At 45.4% G+C, this 20788-nt stretch carries 14 protein-coding genes; 7 read left to right on the top strand and 7 right to left on the bottom strand.

Going from position 1 to position 20788, the window contains the following annotated elements; genetic code table 11:
- The first annotated feature begins 107 nt into the window (after positions 1-107).
- The 5 genes from ACFQS8_RS02410 (at position 108) to meaB (ending at position 6289) form a co-directional block, all read left to right on the top strand.
- Positions 108-2132 (top strand): methylmalonyl-CoA mutase family protein, encoded by a 2025-nt coding sequence (locus ACFQS8_RS02410; protein WP_382165365.1) that lies wholly within the window; start codon positions 108-110, stop codon positions 2130-2132.
- A gap of 90 nt (positions 2133-2222) precedes the next feature.
- Complete coding sequence (gene scpA / locus ACFQS8_RS02405) at positions 2223-4412, top strand: methylmalonyl-CoA mutase (protein ID WP_382165363.1); 2190 nt, start codon at positions 2223-2225, stop codon at positions 4410-4412.
- A 27-nt stretch (positions 4413-4439) separates the two neighbouring features.
- A complete protein-coding gene (locus tag ACFQS8_RS02400) occupies positions 4440-4769 on the top strand; it encodes a hypothetical protein (protein ID WP_382165361.1) in 330 nt (109 codons plus the stop codon).
- 32 nt (positions 4770-4801) lie between these two features.
- The gene (locus ACFQS8_RS02395; protein WP_382165359.1) at positions 4802-5305 is read left to right on the top strand and encodes a CC0125/CC1285 family lipoprotein; all 504 of its coding nucleotides are present in this window, start codon (positions 4802-4804) and stop codon (positions 5303-5305) included.
- 12 nt (positions 5306-5317) lie between these two features.
- The gene (meaB, locus tag ACFQS8_RS02390; protein ID WP_382165357.1) at positions 5318-6289 is read left to right on the top strand and encodes a methylmalonyl Co-A mutase-associated GTPase MeaB; all 972 of its coding nucleotides are present in this window, start codon (positions 5318-5320) and stop codon (positions 6287-6289) included.
- A 48-nt stretch (positions 6290-6337) separates the two neighbouring features.
- On the opposite strand, the gene ACFQS8_RS02385 is transcribed toward meaB, so the two are convergent.
- Both ACFQS8_RS02385 and ACFQS8_RS02380 read right to left on the bottom strand, forming a co-directional pair.
- A complete protein-coding gene (locus ACFQS8_RS02385) occupies positions 6338-8965 on the bottom strand; it encodes a hypothetical protein (RefSeq protein ID WP_382165355.1) in 2628 nt (875 codons plus the stop codon).
- Positions 8965-10419 carry an OmpA family protein gene (locus tag ACFQS8_RS02380; RefSeq protein ID WP_382165353.1) on the bottom strand — a complete coding sequence of 485 codons (1455 nt, stop codon included), beginning with the start codon at positions 10417-10419 and terminating at the stop codon, positions 8965-8967. Before ACFQS8_RS02380 ends, ACFQS8_RS02385 begins: the two co-directional genes overlap by 1 nt.
- A 163-nt stretch (positions 10420-10582) precedes the next feature.
- Between ACFQS8_RS02380 and ACFQS8_RS02375 the strand changes: the two genes are divergently transcribed.
- Both ACFQS8_RS02375 and ACFQS8_RS02370 read left to right on the top strand, forming a co-directional pair.
- Positions 10583-11407, top strand: a complete 825-nt coding sequence (locus ACFQS8_RS02375; protein ID WP_382165351.1) for a TrmH family RNA methyltransferase — start codon at positions 10583-10585, stop codon at positions 11405-11407.
- Complete coding sequence (locus ACFQS8_RS02370) at positions 11391-12299, top strand: class I SAM-dependent methyltransferase (protein WP_382165349.1); 909 nt, start codon at positions 11391-11393, stop codon at positions 12297-12299. Before ACFQS8_RS02375 ends, ACFQS8_RS02370 begins: the two co-directional genes overlap by 17 nt.
- A gap of 15 nt (positions 12300-12314) precedes the next feature.
- Here the strand turns inward: ACFQS8_RS02370 and ACFQS8_RS02365 are convergent, their stop codons facing one another.
- From ACFQS8_RS02365 to ACFQS8_RS02345, 5 genes are all read right to left on the bottom strand, one after another.
- Positions 12315-13220, bottom strand: a complete 906-nt coding sequence (locus tag ACFQS8_RS02365) for a hypothetical protein (protein ID WP_382165347.1) — start codon at positions 13218-13220, stop codon at positions 12315-12317.
- Positions 13221-13371: 151 nt separating this feature from the next.
- Complete coding sequence (locus tag ACFQS8_RS02360) at positions 13372-14667, bottom strand: NupC/NupG family nucleoside CNT transporter (protein WP_382165345.1); 1296 nt, start codon at positions 14665-14667, stop codon at positions 13372-13374.
- Between the two features lie 116 nt (positions 14668-14783).
- Positions 14784-15638: a universal stress protein gene (locus ACFQS8_RS02355; protein WP_382165343.1), complete on the bottom strand. Its 855-nt coding sequence runs from the start codon at positions 15636-15638 to the stop codon at positions 14784-14786.
- 54 nt (positions 15639-15692) lie between these two features.
- Positions 15693-17207 carry a SulP family inorganic anion transporter gene (locus ACFQS8_RS02350; RefSeq protein WP_382165341.1) on the bottom strand — a complete coding sequence of 505 codons (1515 nt, stop codon included), beginning with the start codon at positions 17205-17207 and terminating at the stop codon, positions 15693-15695.
- 179 nt (positions 17208-17386) lie between these two features.
- Positions 17387-20743 (bottom strand): YhdP family protein, encoded by a 3357-nt coding sequence (locus tag ACFQS8_RS02345; RefSeq protein WP_382165339.1) that lies wholly within the window; start codon positions 20741-20743, stop codon positions 17387-17389.
- Positions 20744-20788 lie beyond the last annotated feature (45 nt).

The following is a 20788-nucleotide window of genomic DNA, read 5'->3' as shown; positions in this document are numbered from 1 at the left end:
GATGTCCAAACGATGTAGTGACGGAATGTCGCGCCCCTGACCGCTCAGGAGTAGGCTATGCTGTATCGCAACATAAGATATAACAAATAAATATCAGGACATTCGGGATGACCTCAAATAACATAATTCAATTCTCGTCAGAGTTTGACGGTGGAGACGAAGCTCAATGGTTAGACCTTCTTGATAAGGCCCTGAAAGGGAAGCCGGCAGCTTCGATCAACACAAAGACCTATGATGGTCTAACAGTCAAAGCATTGTATCGGGATACGGATTGGGAATCATCTACAGACAAGTCAGGCCTTCCTGGACAGGCCCCTTTTATGCGTGGCTCCGAAGCCAGTCGCGATAAATTTCTACCTTGGGACATCCGCCAGATAATATCCCATCCAGATCCTGCTGAAGCCAATAAATCTATATTAGAAGACCTCGAACATGGTGTAAGCTCAATTGAACTTAGGATTGATGAAAACGGTGATAGAGGCGTTTGCATCCGTACATTAGCTGACCTTCAGAAAACGCTGGAGGATGTTAAACTGGATTGGGCGCCTATCGGATTAGAAGTCACAGCATCTTCTGCGAATTCCGGTCTCGCAGCCGCTGCAATGTTAGCTTTTCATGCAGAGCAGACTTCAGAAACGCCTGAAAAATTAAATCTCGCATTCAACTATGATCCTATTGGTGTCCTTGCACGAACAGGTCATTTAAATGGTGAGATTGCACATGTTAAATCGAGCATAGTTGATCTCGTCACAACGCTTTCAGCAAAATTTGAGAAATCTACATTGCTTCGCGCTGATGCTCGTCCGATCCACGAGTCTGGAGGGTCGGAAGCTCAAGAACTTTCTGGTCTTATTGCAAGCGGAACATTCTACCTACGCACATTGGTTGAAGCTGGAATAGACGCTGCAACAGCACTTCGTTCCATTAATTTCACCATGTCTGTAGGTGCCGACTACATAATTGAAATCGCAAAATTGCGAGCAGCACGTCGAATGTGGGCTAAAGTCGCAAGTGAATTTGGAGTAGCTGATTCTGACTTCACCATGAAAATACAAGCTGTTTCATCCAGAAGAATGCTTACCGCGCGTGATCCATGGGTAAACATTTTACGTGTTACGGCTGCGTGTTTCGCAGCAGGCGTAGGCGGAGCTGAAATCGCGACAATGCGCCCTTTCACTGACGCTCTGGGACTACCGTCTCGGCAAGCAAGGCGCATTGCAAGAAATACTCATATTATAGCCCAAGAGGAATCTTTCCTTGGAAAAGTTTTAGACCCAGCGGGCGGGACTTGGAGTATCGCAGCTCTATCCAATGACCTCGCTCTAAAAGCTTGGTCACTCTTTCAAGATATTGAAAAAGGCGGTGGAATTATTTCCTCACTAACTCAAGGAAAAATTCAATCCGAAGTAAGCAAAATCAGAGCAGAGCGTCTAAGCGATGTCGCATTTAGAAAAGTGCAAATCACTGGCGTATCAGATTATCCTCTCTTAGACGAAACGCCCGCCGAATTTGTTATTCCCGATTTAGATAGTGTACTTGCCAAAGCAACACCACCTAAGTCCATTTCCCCCTCTTCATATGCATTAAGCTCTCTAATGGAGGGTGCTCAGAATGGCCTTACACTTCCTGACCTCACGCTAGAAGCTGAAGATACCTTAGAATGTGATCCTTTATGGCCGATCCGGATCGCAAAACCATTTGAACGTTTACGAGATTTTGCAGAAGCATTTGAAGCAAAAAACAAAATCAAACCTAAAATATTTATCGCTGCTATTGGCCCGCTCGCTGAACATACAGCTCGTACTTCCTTTGCTACGAACTTTTTTGGAGCAGGTGGACTGCACACTATCTACCAGGCTGGAACACCAGATCAGCTCGCAACTGCCTTCAAGCAATCAGGCTGCCTCCTCGCATGCATCTGCGGCTCAGATGAACGCTACCTACAAGAGGCCGCAGATACAGCACGTGCACTAGGCGCAGCCGGCGCAGGTCGACTTTATCTAGCAGGTCGCGCACCCGCTGAAATTGGCTCCGCGTGGCAAGAAGCTGGCATTGATGAATTTATTCATGTTGGAGTTGATGTTGTGTCGAGCTTGGAACTTGCGCACTCAGAATTAGGGTTAGCGCTTTAGCGCCTCTTCGCTTCATAATTTATCTAAGCACCGGCCCCATAAAAGCGAACCAACCGGCAGCTAGAAACACTCTCTCTTCGGAGTTTTAAAATGACGATTTCTACACCAGACTTTACAAAAATAGACTTGGATTTACCCGATAACGGCATCGTAACTGATAGCTCGTTTGAAAAATGGTCAAAAGCTGCAGCTGACGATTTGGACGGCAACTGGGAAACTCCTGAAGGTGTTGAGGTGAAGCCCCTTTACACAGCAAAAGACACTGCAAAACTAGACTTTTTAGACGATTGGCCGGGCATTGCCCCCTACGGACGCGGCCCATACCCTTCCATGTACCCTCAGCGTCCATGGACTATTCGTCAGTATGCTGGATTTTCTACAGCCGAAGAATCAAATGCATTTTACCGCCGCAACCTTGCTGCCGGTCAAAAAGGCCTTTCAGTCGCTTTCGATTTGGCTACTCACCGTGGATATGACAGTGACCATCCTCGCGTTTCTGGCGATGTTGGGATGGCTGGTGTTGCTATCGATTCTATATTGGATATGCGCACTCTTTTCGACGGCATTCCTTTGGATAAAATGTCCGTTTCCATGACAATGAATGGAGCTGTACTTCCCATTTTGTCACTTTTTATTGTGGCAGCAGAAGAACAAGGTGTGCCACCGGAAAAACTTTCAGGAACGATTCAAAACGATATCCTGAAAGAGTTCATGGTTCGCAATACTTATATTTATCCGCCCAAGCCTTCCATGCGGATTATTTCTGACATCTTTGCCTATACGTCTCAGAAAATGCCGAAGTATAACTCAATATCCATTTCCGGGTATCACATGCAGGAAGCAGGAGCGAGCGCTGACTTAGAGTTGGCTTATACTCTTGCCGATGGAGTTGAATACATAAAATCAGGGATTGAAGCTGGTTTGGATGTAGATGCATTTGCTCCCCGCTTGTCATTCTTCTGGGCGATCGGAATGAACTACTTCATGGAAGTAGCTAAAATGCGTGCCGGCCGATTACTATGGTCTCGTTTGGTCAACAAATTTTCCCCCAAAAACTCGAAATCTCTTTCCCTTCGCACTCACTCTCAGACATCTGGCTGGTCTCTCACCGCTCAAGACGTAAATAACAATGTGATACGCACTTGTTTGGAAGCTATGGCCGCTGCCAATGGTCAAACACAATCACTTCACACAAATGCTCTTGACGAGGCGCTCGCTCTACCCACGGACTTTTCCGCCCGTATTGCACGTAACACTCAGATATTCTTGCAACAAGAAGCAGGCACATGTCGCACAATAGATATGTGGGGTGGTTCTTACTATGTCGAACGCCTAACGCACGACTTAGCAGCCCGCGCATGGCAACATATTGAAGAAGTTGAAGAAATGGGCGGCATGGCTGCTGCTATAGAAAAAGGTCTTCCTAAACTTCGGATAGAAGAGTCAGCCGCAAAAACCCAAGCACGTATTGATTCTGGAGTTCAATCAGTCATTGGGGTAAACAAATACCAACTTACCGAACCAGAGGATGTACCTGTTCTTAAGGTCGACAATGCCAGCGTATACAAATTGCAGTTAGAAAAGCTTAAAAAGCTAAAAGCGGGTCGCGACGAGACTAAAGTAAAAGCCTCACTTGATGCAATCTCTGAATCCATGCGTACAGGAGAAGGCAACCTATTAGAGCTCGGCGTCAATGCTGCTCGCGCCCACGCAACTGTTGGCGAGATATCATTGGCTATTGAGAATGTAGTAGGACGCCACAAAGCAGTTATCAATTCAATTCAGGGCGTATATGCTGCGGGTATGAAAGCTAAATCAGATCGTGTTGAACTCGCGCTAAAAGGCGCTGATACTTTTGAAGAAAACGAAGGTCGTCGCCCTCGTATTTTGATTGCAAAAATGGGACAAGACGGCCACGATCGCGGCCAAAAAGTGGTAGCTTCAGGAATGGCCGACCTTGGTTGGGACGTTGATATCGGCCCCCTTTTCCAAACCCCAGAAGAAGTTGCGCGCCAAGCTGTAGAGAATGACGTGCATGTCGTCGCTGCCTCTTCCCTTGCCGCAGGTCACCTATCACTTGTGCCTTCCCTAAAAGCAGCCCTAAAAGCTGAAGGCCGTGACGACATTATGATCGTCGTTGGAGGCGTTGTACCTCCACAGGATTATGACGAACTTTACGCAGCGGGTGCAGCAGCTATTTTCGCTCCGGGGACAATAATTGCAGAGTCATGTATTGAATTAATCGACAAGCTGAGGTCACAATTGAAGCATAACTCCTAAATACTAGCTCATAGAATCGGAGACCGCATGCCTAAGCAAGACATAGAACTAGATCGTTGGCTCAAAGGCCTCTCTCAGATCGTCGGTGAAGTGCTGTGGAGGGACTGGGATCCGATGGATGTAAATGAAGACGTAACTCACGTAGGCATTTATGATGAGCATATTCCTGGAGTCTTGCGCCTATTGCTCAATGATGCAGAACCGTCAGAGGTCGCAGACTTGCTCTGGAAAATAGAGGAAGAAGACCTACAATTATCTATATCTCAAGCAGATACTGTTGATGCTGCAAATATGCTGGTAAACGAAGCGCATATTTTCATGATAGAGCACCCAAAACCATCAGCTTTTGGGCAATAGAGGCAAATCTGCTTTAAGAAAGCGAGTCCAAAATGTTACGAAAACTAGCACTATCACTGGCATGTGCATCTTTTTTGACAGCATGCGCGACCCCAGTAACGACTTACACCCCCGCCAATAAAGATGGGGTTGGGTTTGCTGACATGAAGATCGAATCCAATCGGTTCAATGTCGTTTTTACAGGTGACACTGACGCATCTCAGCTCGAAGTTGAGAATTTTGCATTACGCCGCGCTGCTGAAATAACACTTGACCAAAATGCAACATGGTTCCGTGTCGTAACAAAAACCTCTGATATTATAGGCGGTACACAAAACCGCGGAACGAGTGTTGGAGTTTCTGGTGGTAGTGGATCTCGCGGAGGGGGAGTCGGTGTAGGCATTGGTTTCGACTTAACGCCAGACCGGAAGGCCTATCAATCTCGATTAGAGATAATAACCGGGTCAGGCCCTAAACCAGACGGTGCCGAAGGCCGCATATATGATGCACAATCAGTAATAGATACATCATCTACGAATTCAACAGTTTCCAATTAAGCTTACCGTCTTATGCAAGATATCACCCCAGACGACTTAACTACGCGTGCAGGACTAGCTCGCGCTATCACTTGGGTTGAATCTAAGCGAGCGGACCATCAAGACAAAGCACAACATCTACTCGCGCAATGCATGCCCAAAACGGGACACGCGCGCCGGATTGGCATTACGGGCGTTCCGGGGGTTGGAAAGTCCACATTTATCGATAATTTTGGATCTATGCTATTAGAGCAAGGATTCAAGGTCGCCGTGTTGGCCGTTGATCCAACATCAAAACGCTCAGGCGGCTCCATCTTAGGGGATAAAACCCGTATGGAACACCTTTCGATGAACCCGAATGCATTTATACGTCCATCACCTGCTGGTGAAACACTTGGCGGTGTTGCGAAGAAAACGCGCGAAACACTACTATTGTGTGAGGCAGCTGGTTACGATGTAATCTTAGTCGAAACTGTAGGCGTAGGGCAATCAGAGACTGTCGTTGCCGATATGGTGGATCTGTTTCTCGTCCTTATGCTCCCCAATGCAGGCGACGAACTACAAGGAATTAAAAAAGGCGTCTTGGAAGTCGCAGATATGATTGCTGTAAACAAATCTGATCTAGATGAAAAAGCCGCAAAAAACGCTGCAAGGCATTATAGAAATGCTCTGCATATTCTGACACCTGTAGACCCGTCTTGGGATCCTACCGTTTCCACAATATCAGCAGGAAAGAATCGAGGACTGTTAGAACTATGGAGCGTGATGGAAGCGCACAAGAAAGCTACGATAGAAAGCGGGTCTCACAGTAAACGGCGCTCTGAACAACAATTACGTTGGATGGAATCGCTGATCGGTGAAAGCCTAATGCAAGCATTTCAACAGCACCCAAATGTACAAACCGCACTCCCGCCCCTTCGAAATGATGTCGCATCTGGAGATATTGCTGCGAGCTTGGCGGCGAAGAAATTGCTTTCCCTATTTATGGCACATCCTACCCATTAGGTTTTACAAACGTAGATTTTGCGAACCTGCTAAGATTCGACTCAAAAACTAGGTGTGTTTTCCATCTCTGTATTTACGCTGCCCATCGGTCTCTTCACCTCGCGCCAACTTTTTACACTGCTCAATCCAATTCTCACGATCTATGCGGCCTTTGAATGTAAGATAATTATCGACCCACTCAACTTCTTTGCGTGTCCAGGAAGCGATCTGGTAAAAGTGATAAATTCCTAGATCATGCAGAATGCGCTCAATCTTAGGACCAACACCCGCAATTTCTCTAAGTTCATCATGTTTCCCAAATAATGGCTGAGTAAGATAAGCTGGACGCCCAGTTTCTGAATCGCCAGAGACAAAATACTCCGACTTCAAAAACGTCTCCTGAAATTGATCCGATGAGTTCACCTCTCGCGAACGACTCTGTCTATCAACTTTTTTTGTGTTTTGTTTTTTACGAGATGTCGACGCGCCTTTACTTTTCTCACGTTCCTCTTGGGCTTTTAAACGTGCATTTTCGAATGCAACACTTGCTGAAGGAACAAAATCTGAATCCGGTGATTCATATTTTAGCTTCGATAGATCATCTAAATTATCAAGAGCATCCCCTACTTTACTCTCTTCATTGACGCTTTTTACAAAAGAACGTTTTCCTTCCGTCGACTCTTCTTCAAGGTATCCAATACGCCCGAGTAGATAGGAATTTCGCCATTTAAGTCTAGCTGTATCACTTTCGTCGCCATACAGAGACGCGTCCTCAACTAGCGCATCTGACGAGGTCTTTTCCGCAGCCTTCTCCAATGAAGCAATTCTATGTGCAGATGCTGAAACATTTTCCTCAAGATACTTCAATCGACCATGCAGATAGCGATTTCTCCACTCCAACCTTTTATACTCTACATCGCTAAACGAGGGCTCATTTTGTTTTTCAGTATTATTTTCGCTCTTTTCGATTTCTGTCTCAACTTCAGCATTCAATTCTGCAGCTTCCAGATTATCTCGCGCTCGCGCTGCAAGAGAAGCATAATAAGCCTCCCTCCACTTTAAGCGTGTAACTTCATTCTCTACCTCAGCAAGATATTCAGCTGCGAAAGTGTCCTCTTCACTTGGTTGGAGCAAAGATTCATCTTTTTCAACTTCATTTAGAGCTATACTCTCATTGAATTCAGGTAGACTTTCCCTGTCATCCAAATCAGTTACTTGCAGGGAGGTTTGGGCCGGTAGGGTTGGAGCCTCTTTCACCCCTAGCAATCTTTCTTCTAAATATTTAGATCTCCACTGCAATCGATCTATTTCAAGACTATCATTTCTTGGAGCACTAACTGATACTTTGTTACGCTCTATTTCTAATTGAATTTTGCCATAATTGATACGTTCAGCCAAATAGGCTTCACGCCATTCTGACCGCATGTTAGGTGTATCCGCCTCAACAACACTCAGCTCTGGTGGTGCGTTTTTTACTTTTACTGAAGAAGGTACATATTTCAAACGTTCTTCAAGATATGCGTTACGCCAATTAGCTCTCTCCGCATTTATTTGCGGAGATGCATCCAATGGGGTCGCAACAGGCAATTTTGGGTGAATAGATTCTTTTTCTATCTTAAGCGCAGTAACCGCAGCTTCTTCTTCAAGGAAACGAATACGTCCCTCTAAGTAGCGCGTGCGCCAACGTAGGCGATCAACTTCATCAGAGTTATCTTGCTGCTGAATCTGAAGGTCATGCGTTTCAGAACTATCTTTTGTACTTTCGTTTCCACCACTTTCAGTTACCAGCGTTTCTGAAGTGATTTCCAAATTTTCTACTTGCTCAGTATCAACTATTTCTGAGGTTAATCCTAAGTCAAATCGCTTTCTTTCTTCTTCAAGGTATCGCACACGCCCTTCAAGGTAACGGTTTCTCCAAGCTAAAGTTTGCTCGTCTAGCGTATGGGCTTCACCATTGTCATTTGAATCTAATTCAAATGAATCCTCAGCAGATTTTGAAAGACGTACCGCATCGCTTTCATTGCCCTTTGGCACAGCGATTGGTTCCAAATCTGTATTCTGTTGAGCGACAACGCTATCGGTTGCCGTTAAACGACTTTCTCCTAAACCATGAGATGCTGATAGTGTTACATTTTGATCGGTAGCAAATGATGTCGAACTTTGCTCCAACGCCTTTTCTTCTGAACTATAACCTCCGTGCGAAGCTTCAAATTTCACATCTACCAATGAACTGGCTACAGCTTGCTTTTTTGGAGTAAGTTCAAATTCTTCTATTTTTGTTTCCAGAAAACGTACACGGCTTTCCAGATACCTATTTCGCCATGTGAGCTGACCATCATCTGCATTCACTTCATGACTACCTGAAAACACTGACAGTCCCGCAAAACCTGCATCAGACGGCGCATTCCCCGTAGCACCATTAAGCGCTAGCTTTGCTTTAAGACCCGCTACTTCTTCCTTCTGAGCTGCCAATTGCCTCGAAAGCTCTATAGGATCATCCGCACCAAAACCAACTCCCCCAGAAACACGCCGATCATCTGGCTCTAGATAATTGTTAGAATATGCACGCTCCAAGCTGGCTTTTAATCCCGCAGTATCATGTTCGCATTTACGACAACGCAGCGCCCATCCAATGATACCACCCGCAAGAGCGCCCAGCAGAATCCAAAACCATATTTGCGAAACGAGCCAAAACATTAGCGTGTTTCCTCACTTGTCACTAAAAATTCAATTCGACGGTTTTGAGCCCGCCCTTCGGGTGTTGCATTCGATGCAGCAGGTCTGTCTGCTCCATACCCGATTGATGAAATACTATCTTGCGGCAGGCCTCTTTGAACAAGATAATCCGCTACCGCTTGAGCACGCTGATTACTTAAAGCAAGATTCAAGCCTCGCGAGCCTAAATTGTCAGTATGTCCTTCAATCTTTATAGAAAAATCTCTACACCTTTTAGCGACTGCTACAAGTTTGTCTAAAGTCGTACCGCTTCGACGAGAAATATCAGCGCGCCCAGTTTCAAAATACAATTGATTGAAGTCCATGATCAACGCAAACGCATCCTGACAAATTCCCACAAGGTTTTCGCCGTTTTCGTTTAGGTCGATGCCATCCAATTCCTCTAAATCTGGTGCTGCCACATCAATATCATATTGAACACCAAACCCACCGCTACGTGTACTCATATCATCACTTAAAAAGTTATACACACTATCAGGAGACTTCCCCGATATATAAAAAGTTTTGTCTGAATAGGAAAGTTGTCCGCTCTCAAAGTTCACAAAGTGAGGAAGGGCCACCAATGCAGTACGAGCCCATCCATATTCACCACCGATTCCCATTTCATCAATTATTTTGCCATTGAAGTTCTGTGTAACCGCGCGAAGGATTGCTCTTTTCGATTCTTCATCTGGTGCCAACCCAGATAATCTAATTTCATCCCCACGTTTTTCTGCAACCCAATTGTAAGGTCCCACAACCGTCGAATTTGCGGTAAACGGTGAAGATAACTTTGTAATGACGCTGCTGATTTCATCAACTTTAGCGTTGCTTTGAGCAGCACCATTAATACTCAAATGGCTATCAACTATAGATACTTCTCCAGGCTTCAAACCTTCGAGTTGAGCGAGCGCAAAAAGCGTAAAATCAGTCCATTGTGCCTCATTCTCCAGACCTATACCCAATTCCATTGTGTCGTTGATGTTGCCCCAACCAAAGGACTTTGCAGCAGTAACGATCTTGCTCCGAACTTCTTCTGAAGGAACATACCCAGACAAAGTCACATCATTTCGTTCTACAGAGGCCCCCCATATATAGGGCGACACTATGCGACCAACCTGCAAATCGCTTCTTACGCGCGTCACACCACCTGACACAACTCCGCCAGGCCCCAAAGCCGCACGCGCCAATTGTGATATCTGCTCTTTCTGCGTATCTGAAGGAACAATCCCAGTTAGATGAACTGATTGGCCTTTTGCTTTTGCGGTTATTTGGTCAAACCCTTTGCTGTTCAATTCTGATTGAACAGAGGTTTCAATTTTTCGCTCGATTCCGATCGCTGATCGGCCGCCCCAAAAGATCGAAGAGATCAAGACCAACCCCAGTAATCCAAGCCCCAACCAAAAGAGGGGTAAGCACCAATTGCGCTTTTCCATTTTTCTTCCCTCTGTTACGCAATCTTGAAAATTGGCAGAAAAAATGACCTTTGCGATTGAATCATAACTCGACATAGCTATTCAATTGCGCGACTAAACTACACTTTATCTTCTAACTAGCCGATATTTAGAAGGTTTTTCATCTTCGAGGAGAGTTTGATAGATGGCGCACGCGCCCTACGAGCATATTACGAGCACGTCCAACACTTCAATAAAGTTGTTGAGAGGATTAGATAGGAAAAAAAACCGCACTGAATCTGGTTTATTCCTTGCCGAGGGCGCACGTCTTATCTTGGATGCTCTTAAGTTTGGTTGGAAACCTAGATATATCCTAGTTGGAGAAGATTCCGTAGATCGCAAAGAAGTACAATCTATACTCGAACAAGCCGAGATGGCAGGAGCCCGCATCCTCACCACTGGTCCGCGAATTTTGACAGCCGTTTCTCGGAAAGAAAACTCTCAAACAATCATCGCTGCATTCCAACAGAAACTAGATCGTTTAGAAGATTTTTCTTCTTCAGGGAAAAGTAGATACATCGCACTCTACCAAGTAAGAGATCCTGGAAATCTTGGGACTATTCTCCGTACTGCAGATGCTGCAGGTGTAAAGGGTGTGGTTCTTGTCGGTCAGTGTTGTGACCCTTTCTCCGTAGAGTGTGTTCGAGCGACCATGGGTGCTCTTTTTAGCACAAAAATTGTGTCCGTCAGTTTTGAAGAATTCAATGAGTGGCGCAAAAAAGAACATATCCTGATGGCAGCAGCATCCGTTAACGGCACAATACGGCATGATCAAACTGATTATAGCGATAAATCCGTCATCTTGATGGGAAACGAACAATCTGGCATTCCAGATGACGTCGAAGCTTGCTGCGATACCCTCATCAAAATCCCTATGGCCGGTGCTGCCGATAGCTTAAATCTAGCCCAAGCAACTGCAATAATGACCTACGAAGTCTGGAAAGGATCTGGCTATGACGGTGCCAAATAACATTCCCAAAGGCCAGTTCAAATTTCTAGTTGCCGATGATTGGAAAGACTACAAACTGTTAGATTCTGGACAAGGTCGAAAGCTTGAGAAATTTGGCGAGTTTGTCTTCGACAGACCAGACTCTCAAGCACTATGGTCTCCTCAAACACCTGTAGAGGAATGGCAAGCTGATGGTATTTTTCGTGGCGGCGACCATGAAGATAAAGGCGCATGGTCGTTTAAACGCAAAGGGCCACCTGAAAATTGGCCGGTCATGTGGAATGGCATAAATATTCAAGCACGCTGTGCTGCTTTCCGCCATATGGGACTATTTCCAGAGCATTCTGTTCATTGGAATTGGGCTATGGAAAAAATACGCAAAGCCAATCGGCCAACCCGTGTTTTAAACCTATTTGGCTATACAGGCGTCATGTCTCTAGCTTGTGCGCAAGCTGGTGCAGAAGTCGTCCACTTGGATGCATCCCCAAAATCCATAGGTTATGGGCGTGAAAACCAAGAACTATCCGGCTTGGGAGACAAACCTATTCGCTGGATATGTGACGATGCACTCAAATTCTTGCAGCGTGAGGAACGCCGAGGAAGAACATATGATGGGATTATACTCGACCCACCTAAATATGGTCGAGGGCCTAAAAAAGAAGTCTGGCAACTAGATGAAGGGCTAAACGAACTGTTGCGCCTTACCCGCTCTATTCTATCACCAGACCCGCTATTTGTAATCCTTACAATCTACGCTGTTCGTCTATCCTATATCGCTGTTGGGCAAGCGCTCGCGGCTCAGCTAGACGATATTGGCGGTGGATTAGAATGGGGCGAAATGGCACTTCCTGAAGAAGGACGTAGCTTTAGCCTCCCAACAGCGGTTTACGCGCGTTGGAGTTCGGATCTCTAAAACGACAGCTATCTACTATCTGAGAAGGTAAGGACGGCTAACCGGCTGACAAGCTTTGTTAGATGCAGCTGTTCCTTCTGGAGGGTCTGCAATCCAGCGCCCTTCTGGACTACGACATGCGCTCATAGTTTCAACGCCCATATCTGTCTCATAGGACAATTCACGACACGTAACAGTCGCAGGAATTGGATCCCGTAGCGTAGGGCCTGTCACACGGTGGTACAATTCAGCTATATCTGTCTGACGCGCCGGACGTAGATCTGCAGGCTCCATGTAACCATAAGCGCGGCCATCTGCACCAACCATATACCAGTCATCGGACTGTATCCCACGTACACGCCCCATAATTTCCAATTTCACCCCAGCTGGCACTGTATCAATCCGGACATCACTTGAAGCTGTCGGCGAAGGACGTAAAGCAGCTGTTTTTGTTGTCACATATTTTCCTTGCTCAACACGGAAGCTATCAGGCGTTTTTCCGACTTCATCAGCACGTGGCACTGATACCAATCTGAATGAAGATTTAGTTTTCCCTGGACGCATAATAACCTTTTGTCCCGTTGAAGGCGCTTTCCAATTTAGGACACGACCATCACTTTCATCATCGAGAACGTTCTGAACTTTCTTCTCTAACGCTTCACGGTCTTCTAAAGCTATCAAAGGGGCCATACCCATCATCATCGAGCTAATCACATAGGAACCAGCCGTTAAGCCTTGAATAGGCGCAATACCACCAGCGGCCCCCCTGCCTTGAAGCATACCATTAGCTGACGCTTGACAGTACACATCCATCGGGCGCGTTTCTAAAGTCTCTGTAGTATTGGCTGCGACTTCGAATGATGCTTGAACAGGCTGTTCTACAGTCGTGCAAGCACTCACACCAATGACCACAAGTGTTAAATAGTAGTTGCGGGTTTTCATTGTGCGTATTCTTCCAGTTTCATTGTGCCAGTTACCAATCTCAAGACATTATTAGCAGGATTGATGCCAAAACAACAAGAAAAATCAGCGGTCCCAACTGCATCTCGTCACGAAGTAAAAAGTCTTATCCTAGAACTATATCTCTGAAAAATCAGAGAAATAGCCCTTCAGGAAGAAACCCAACTACCGCCCCAGACATACACGTCGCCAATGTTCCTGCAAGAAGAGTTTTCCACGCCAGACTAAGAAAAGTTTCTCTACGTTCAGGCTCTACAATGGAGAGTCCACCAATTAGAATACCAATTGAACCAAAATTAGCGAATCCACAAATTGCATGCGCAGTGATAATTCTAGATCTTTCACTCAACTCTGCATCAGGAACTTCAGCTAAATTCGCAAATGCTATAAACTCTGTGAGTACAGTTTTAACTCCCATCAACGAACCGGCTTTTTGAGCCTCATCCCACGGCACACCGATAAGCCACATCAACGGTGAAAAAATCCACCCAAGGATACGCTGAATAGATAACTCTTCACCGCCAGGGTTGAGAGGAAGAAACCCAAGAATACTGTTCCCAAGATGAAGGATTGCAAGCGCAGCTATCAACATGGTTGTAATATTCATCACAATAGCAAGGCCATCTGTGGCCCCTTTTGAAAAGGCGTCCATTGTAGAAGAGTATTTAAAATCAGGCTCGTGCGCACGATCTTTTGTAGCGACCGTTTCAGGCACGATGACAAGAGCTAATGCTACTGCTGCAGGCGCGGCCATGAAAGAAGCTGTAAGAAGTTGAGATAAAGGATTGGCTATAACATTCTCAAGAAAACTCACATATATCACGAGCACAGACCCTGCAATCGTTGCAAACCCTGTTGTCATCAGAATGAATATTTCAGCGCGGCTCATCCCTTTTAAGTAAGGCTTCACCAAGACAGGTGCTTCCGTCATTCCCATAAAAATATTCGCTGAAACTGCAAGGCTTGTAGCACCGCCAAGCCCCATTGTTTTAGCAAAAATATAAGCAAACCCGCGCGTGATCGCTCTTAGTATTCCCCAATGCCAAAGCATGGCCGAGAGCGACGCCACAACAATAAGAAGCGGCAAAATTTGAAATACAAATATCGGTGCAACGAATCCCGTATCGGCTACTGGAAAAGATGCATTATCTCCTAAATATCCGTAGACAAACGATGTACCTGCCCGTGTCGCATCTTGAAGCATTTGGATAACAACATTTGGCTCACCACTGTCACCAAAAGCACTACTTTTACCGAACACTTTTGGTAAACCGAAAAACAATAGAGCAAACACAAATTGCAAACCCACCGCGCCAATCACCGTCTTAAGTGGAAAAGCTGATCGCTTTTCTGAAATAGCCCACGCAATCGCAATAATCACCAAAATCCCAATAAGAGACCGCGCGTTATCCCATCCCCAATTCATCATACTTAAAACCACCACGCCAAAATTTAGTTTTCTATTGAGACTATTCGCTCGCCCGATGCTCAAAAGCTTAAAGAGAGTTGCGACTATATCCAGCTCTTATTTTACGGTTTGACTATCTATCTATACAAAATCACAGGAATCAAGCACTTACGAATAAGTTCAGTCGTCGTTGAACCAATTATAAGACTACGAATTTTTGAGTGTCCGTAAGTCCCCATGACGAGGAGATCGATCTCCTTTTCAGTGACCCTTTCCGAAATGATAGACGCAGGCTGGCCTTTTGTGATTTCAGTTGTCACTTTACCGCCAAGTATTTCTAGCTTTTCTGCTGCTACTTTCACTTTAGTGATTAGCGCTTCGTTGTCTGGCGAAGTCACACATAATAAATGACAATCCAGACCAGTATACAGCGGACTACTGCAGACAGATTCTACTGCTTTTTCAGCACTTGGTCCGCCATCGTAAGCGATCATAAAACTTTGAGGTACTTTAAATTTGCGGGAAGCTATCAAAATCGGTTTACGCGATGCGCGAACTATTCGTTCTAGGTTTGACCCCAAGTGCATTTTAGCAAAATCTGCCGCTTCACCTCGTTTACCCAGAATCAAACAATCTGCATCGCCTTCGGTACTCAAGACAGTCTCAACTAAATCACCATGCCGAAGCCGTGTCTCAACATCGGCAAAACCTGCTTCACCAATACGCTCCACAGCGTCATCAAGTATCGCACGCCCCATGAGTTGAGCCAGTTTGCTTCGTTGCGCGTCTATTTCAGCTAGCTCTTCCATCAGAGCTGTACGCGCACCTAGCCCAATATTTCCGGAAAGGTTCGATAACTTTGCAGAGTTGTTGCGATCATCAAGCACATGCAAAGTTTCTAGCTTCGCATTCAAACGTAAACTAGCCCACGCAGCATAGTCACAGACGCTATGTGAATATTCAGACCCATCCACCAATGCAATTAGCTTCATCGCCCAAGCCCTCCGATATTATAAAAGCTATTCATCAATCTGGAGCAATTCCGTCTAATGGTCCAGCAACCCATCTATGGCCCCAGGCTTGTCGTGTATGCCCAAGTTATCCACGATCGTTTCACTTGCTTTGTTTAAACCGCGCAATTCTACTTCCGCGCCCTCTCTTCGAAACTTCAAAACGACCGCATCAACAGCCGACACACTTGAAATATCCCAAATGTGCGCACGACTTACATCAATCACGACTTTTTCAAGTGCTTCTTTGAAATCAAAAGCCGCCATAAAGTCCTCTACGGAGGCGAAAAATAGCTGCCCCTCAACAACGTAGAAACGTTCTCGCCCATCTTCGCTTAGGCTTGATGTTACGCCAAAAATTTGAGCAATTTTCCAAGCGAAGAAAACGCCTGATAACAAGACCCCGACCAAAACCCCTATTGCTAGATTATGCGTTGTAATCACCATTAAAACTGTAGCTAACATCACAATACTAGAGCTTCTCGGGTGTGATTTTAGGTTTTTCACAGATGACCAAGAGAATGTGCCTATTGATACCATGATCATAATAGCCACTAATGCTGGCATAGGTATTTGCCCAACCCAATCGCCTAACGCAACGATCAATATTAGCAAAAACACCCCTGCGACGAATGTTGATAGCCGACCACGACCACCCGACTTTACGTTGATCATCGATTGACCAATCATCGCACACCCAGCCATCCCCCCTATGAAACCGGTAAAGAAGTTGGCAATTCCTTGTCCAATACATTCCTGTTTTCTGTCACTAGTCGTATCCGTTAGTTCATCAACGATATTCTGCGTCATCAACGACTCAAGCAAACCAACTGCAGCAACTGCCGCCGAATAGGGAAGAATTATTTGCAAGGTCTCTAAATTGATTGGGACATTAGGAATAAAAAAGGTTGGTAAACTAGAAGGAAGCTCACCCAAGTCAGCAACTGTCCGCACATCCAGTCCCAGAAGCATAGAAAGCGCCGTTAGGACAATAATACACACGAGAGGAGACGGTATTGCTTTAGTAATATACGGGAAAAGATAGATAATCGCCAATCCAAGAGCAACCAAACCATATGTTAAATACGGCATTTGCCCGCCAAAGGTATTGGGATCTAGCTCTGGAATCTGAGCCATAAAAATAAGAATAGCCAACGCATTAACAAACCCAGTCATAACCGACTTAGATACAAAACGCATAACGTAAGCGAGCCGTAGATAACCTGCCGCTACCTGTATAATACCTGCCAATATTGTTGCTGCGAGCAAATAATCCAATCCATATTCTCGAACAAGATTGATCATGAGCACAGCCGTTGCAGCTGTCGCAGCAGAAATCATACCTGGACGTCCACCTACAAAAGCAGTCAAAACAGCAATTGAGAAAGACGCATAAAGGCCCACTTTTGGGTCAACGCCCGCTATAAGAGAGAACGCAATTGCTTCGGGAATAAGGGCAAGGGCCACGACCAATCCAGAGAGAAGGTCACCTTTAATATTACCAAACCACTCGGACCGAAGCCGATATAATAGCTCTTGATTCACGAACATTCTCCAGACCGTCAATGCACAACACTGAGCGCGCATTCATTTATTTGTTCTTTTGCGATGGGTGTCTGACAGAGAATTACAGGCACGACTACCCCTATATCTAAAATGAGGAAGCCTGTGCTGAATTTGTTCTGATTTTACTTCAAATCAGGTGAATTTGCACTTTATACAGTCAGAACCTAAGAATCTTCATCTGGTTCTTGGCTAGGGTTTTCCATGATTCGACGCAAAAAGCCGGGCGTTACGGCAGACAGCGGGTTAATCGACACGCGCGCGCGTTCAAGCGCGCCGCGAACTGAATACGTCACAGCAAAAACACCTTCGCCTTGTCGAGACACAAACAAGTCACCAATAATGGGTATCCCGCCGAGCGCTGAGTTGACACCAAAAGAAGGAACCACAACACCATCAAGGCTCAAATTTCCAGTTTCCATTTCCAGCCACCCGCGCGTAGTTAGCCCCATCGCCGGACCAGATGCTCTTACTCCAGGTAACTCCAATCGCCCTTTCTTGAATCGAATTGGCGCTTGAATTTCTGTAAACATCACTCCATCCCCATTGAGAACATCCGTCAGTCCACGCAAACTCGCGAGTGCAAAAATTTCCGCTAAAACTGGTGCTCCTTTAAGGCGGACATTACGCATATTCATTTCTGCTGTCCCAAGGTCCTTCCCCATTAAGCCGCTCATGCTTAATGTTCCACCCGTGAGATAGTCCGTCTTCAACAGCGTCCTAAGAACATATCCTGCATCATCAGATCTCAGTTGAAAGGCAATATCTTCACCATCGCGTTCAAAAGTTGCTTCAATGCCTTTTCCACGTTCAATGGTACCAGAAACTAATCCGCGCTGCAGCCTTTTCGGGTTAAAATCCATAACAATTTTTGAGTTCAGCAATTCTGCATCTTCACGTAATTTCAGTTTATCAACCGCAATATTTGCGGACACATTCACGCCCGGCCCCACGCCTCCTCCGTCCAACTGAGTCAATCCGTCTATCCACGGACTTGCGTCAAAGAAGGGACCAGATACATTGATTTTCACATCCCCCTTAGAAGTTCGACTTAAATCACCTCTCATATCCATTCTATTCTCAGAATAAATACGTTCAATTGTTGCCCGCTGGAGCCCTTGCCCCTCCAGAAAATTCAATTCACCTGCTAATTTAAGTCCTTTGGCGACGATATCGCCCGTTAAAATGGACTCTCCATTCGCGGCTTTTCCGTATCGCAACTCACCAGTCGCGGGCACATATAAAGGCTTTAACCACCCAATTTCAGATAAATTGAGCGCTGCTCCTGTAAAATCGACATGCATATCAATGCTATCAAAATCGCGCCCGTCACCATAAGCTTCCAATTGCAGATCCGCCTCACCCTGCATTATTGAACGTGCAGCAATACCAAGGGAATTAAGCAAGTCTGGTGATACTATTGCATTAGCAATTAGGCTTGTGCCCTTTTCGGTTTCGAAAAGCTGCTGCCATGTAAAGTCAGCAGGAGCTCCACCAAATCGACCAGCACCTTTTATCTCTAGGTGTTCATTGTCTAATTCAACAGTAACATCTGTTTTTTCAAGGCCGAACCCCGACGCTAAATCCGGAGCATTCGCATCAACAAACCCACCTCGAACATCAAAAACAATATCTTCAGCTGTCGTCCCCTTTTTCATAGGACGCTTTATCGAAACATCTAAACTACCAAAACCGTTCATCTTATCGCAAGCTAAGCCATATTCAGAACAGGTATTCAGCCTTGAACCTTCTAGGATTTTCATTAGCCCTTTTAGGTCACCTTGGCCTGATGCTTTATAGGTTGAAATGGCACCTGCCGGATGAAATGCGGGCAAACGCACCTCTCCGTCTGACAATTTCCAACCTCCAAACTCTCCACTCGCCAAATCAATTTGCAAACTATTGCCACGCAAACGCCCTGTACCCGAAGCGTTTTCGATTGCGGGCAAATCTTCAAGAAATGTGACTTTTGCGCCCTCAACGGCAAAATCCAAAGTGAGGTGCTTATCAGGTACAATGCTTTTTGATGTCGTTCCTGGCGGAAAATCCATACGAAAATTCAAAGATGTTGCTCGACCTTCTAAAACGTTATTTTTCGCCCAAACTCGACCAACACTTCCTAGTTTTACAGGCCAAAACCTCAAAACATCTTGCGGAGATACACTACCTTCACCTGTCGCTTTTAGCTCGACACCCAATCTGCTTCCCAATGACTTTGGCGGAGTATCAGGGTCAACAACCATTTTGGGTTCCAAATACAGACGCCCACTTCCATTTCCCTTGAAGTTTTCAAGACCACCAGAAGCACTTTCAATTTCTACGGCCAAAGTGTCTGTATCAACCACTCCATTTACATCAAATGTCTTGATATCCCACGCACTTGAGAACATTGGTTGTATATCAACCCATATGTTCTTAGCTTGAAATTCAAACGGGATTTTCGGGTTCGACGTGCCGTTAAAATACTCAGTGACATCTGCCAAGCCGGAAAACTCACCCTTAAGCTTTTGAGATTTCAAATTAAGCTCCGTCAAATCGACGCGCCGCTTTTTAAAATCAAACAATGTCTCAAAACTTACGGAATCCAAAACGTATTCTGTTTCATCTAACAGAATATTCCCATTTTCGCCTGCTCCAGATATTTGCGCTGTCAACAAACCATCTAACTCGTTTGCCGTTGCCCCGATCTTCAAATCCACAACGCCATTATATTGAAGAGGGTAGCTCTCTTTAGTGATTAACGCCGCTAGTCTCTCCGGATCCGCTCCACTTATCCCGAGTTCAATAGAGAAATTCTCTATAACAGGATCAGACGAAAACCGCATCTGCACAGCATTTGGAGCATCCTCGCCTAGGAAATCTCCTGACAAGTCCATCATTAGACCATCAGAATCCGCGGTCCATATCCCGCTAACCTCTTTAATCTGCCAGTTTAAACCGGTCACGCCATCTGTCAGCTTTATATCGAAATTAGAGAATTCAACTTCTTGAAAGGACTGTGTTTCCACATGCTCACGTAATTGAGGTATCCAATCCCGCCATTGCAACATCATTGGAGTGTCGGTCTTTAACGGACTAGGTTCATCCTTATCATCAAACACATCGATGTTAGGCGATACAATTTTCCAATTGCCCTGTTTGTCGCGGTGTAATCCGGTATAACCATCTTCCAAACGGAATTTGATAATATTAAACTTACCACGCAGCAACGCAGCCGTCTCAAACCAAACAGCCCCACTTTTGGCTTTTGCATCAATATTATTTTCAGCGGTGTAAGTTGTGATTCCACCTACCGTCGCCTCTATCCGCTTTTTATCTGGCGACCATGCTAAAGCTAAAGAATCAATTTCAACAGCATTCCCGCCACGCGCTTCAGACAAAGCTGCTTCAACTTGCGGCCTCAAGACATCCATATCTAACGGACCTTTAGAGAGCCGCCACGCCAATAGACCTGCTGCCACAATCGTTGCTAGAACGATTAAGGCCAACAGCTCCAGTATGAGCATTCTGATAGAAAATTTCATTGTTTACGCAACATTCTTGGGCTTGCACTCTTTATAGTAATTCAA

Source organism: Hirschia litorea (genome assembly GCF_042665075.1).
GTDB classification, from domain to species: Bacteria; Pseudomonadota; Alphaproteobacteria; order Caulobacterales; family Hyphomonadaceae; genus Hirschia; species Hirschia litorea.
The sequence above is the reverse complement of the archived record's forward strand: the minus strand, read 5'-3'. Positions and strand labels throughout refer to the sequence as shown.